Raw genomic sequence first — 1,346 nt, 5'->3', positions numbered from 1 at the left:
ACGGCAGGTTGACAGCAGCTACAGAGCGTCCCTCAAAACTGCCTCAGCTTGTAAGCCAGCATGGATATGAGCCTTGAGTGTGACCAAAGGGACTCAATCGCCCCCTTGCTCTGTCTTCTGAGCCTCTGTGTAGCGCTTGATAACCTCTCCGGAAACTTGCCCCGCTGTACCCGCGTAGTAGCTTGGGTTCTACAAATAACCACCCCAGAGCCTCTTTTTGAGTTCAGAATGTCTCCCAAAGAGAGCAGGAGCCGTGGAACTTTTAATACCTTGGCAACGACCGCCGGAGCCGCCTTGGGAGAAGCAGAAAGAAAAACGTGATTCAAGGCTTAGAGTAGAGAAGGGCTTCCAAGCTTTTACCCTCAGCCCGGCTATACCCCAAATACCCACACCCGAGATGGGTGCAAAGTGCTCCGCACCACGGACGCGACCGAGCGGCGCATTCACCAAGCCATTCAAAACGCGCAGGCTCGCTTCGACAGCGACAAGTTCGCCGACAAATTTGCCCAGCAACTGCGGGGAGAGCCGGGGAACTGAAGAAAAGCGAGCAGGAATGGCTCAGTCGCCTGGGAGCCTTGGGCAACCCAACCAACGGCGGATCTACTGCTGGCCAATTCAAATCTGCGGTGGGATTGTTTTCTGGAGAGTTGCCGCTACCATTACACTTTGAGCGTTGCCACCGGAAACTCCCCGGCGGGAAAAGAAGAGGGGGCTGCGTCCAAAGTGGGGGATTAAGGTCATGTTCCAGCGTATTGCTCTCGGCTCTGCTGCATTGGGATTGCTTCTGGCCATACCCGTCCTTCCCAGCCACGGGTTTGGAGAGCCCCGGGTCGTTCCCGATACCCCGTTCTACTTCGACAACCACCGCTTCGATCGCTACCCAGATGCGGTTGTGGTGCGGGTGGTCAACGGCGACACCCTAGTGGTGCAAATCGAAGGGGAACAGAAGATGCGCCTAATCCGGTTGGCCGGGATCGAGGGTCTCAGCCCGGAAGAAAACCCCTATTACCAGCAAGCCATTGAACTGATGCGGGAGCGCATCCTCTACCGCACCGTCAAGCTGGAAGGGGATAAGTTGCTGCGCAACGTAGATGCTACGGGCTTGGTGGAGGCCTATGTCTGGTTAGAAGGCCATCAGATGAACGCCATGTTGGTGCGCAATGGCCTGGCCCGCATCATCCCCTACAGCCACAACATCAAGTACGACAGCTACTACGGTGGCCTACAAGAAAAAGCCCAGCAGGAGCGCCTTGGCATTTGGAGCCGTCTCTGAGTTGGCTTTATACTGAACTTCAGTTCTTTAATCTTCAAGGGAGCAGAGAGGAAAGAGCATGACTCTAGTCAAT

2 protein-coding genes are annotated in these 1,346 nt (G+C 55.5%); both read left to right on the top strand.

Going from position 1 to position 1,346, the window contains the following annotated elements; all coding sequences use genetic code 11:
• The first annotated feature begins 408 nt into the window (after window positions 1-408).
• Entirely contained in the window at window positions 409-537 is a 129-nt protein-coding gene (locus tag NW819_RS09260) for a hypothetical protein (RefSeq protein WP_414328685.1), read from the top strand.
• Window positions 538-739: 202 nt separating this feature from the next.
• Window positions 740-1,273, top strand: a complete 534-nt coding sequence (locus NW819_RS09255; protein ID WP_011431781.1) for a thermonuclease family protein — start codon at window positions 740-742, stop codon at window positions 1,271-1,273.
• Window positions 1,274-1,346: the final 73 nt, after the last annotated feature.

The sequence above is a fragment of the Synechococcus sp. R8-2 genome (genome assembly GCF_047461715.1).
Classification (GTDB): Bacteria; Cyanobacteriota; Cyanobacteriia; order Thermostichales; family Thermostichaceae; genus Thermostichus.
This window is presented reverse-complemented; position numbering and strand designations above follow the sequence as displayed.

Bases quoted from the DNA above. Each gene is read 5' to 3' on its own strand.
- NW819_RS09255 (WP_011431781.1), top strand. From the start codon at position 740: ATGTTCCAGCGTATTGCTCTCGGCTCTGCTGCATTGGGATTGCTTCTG.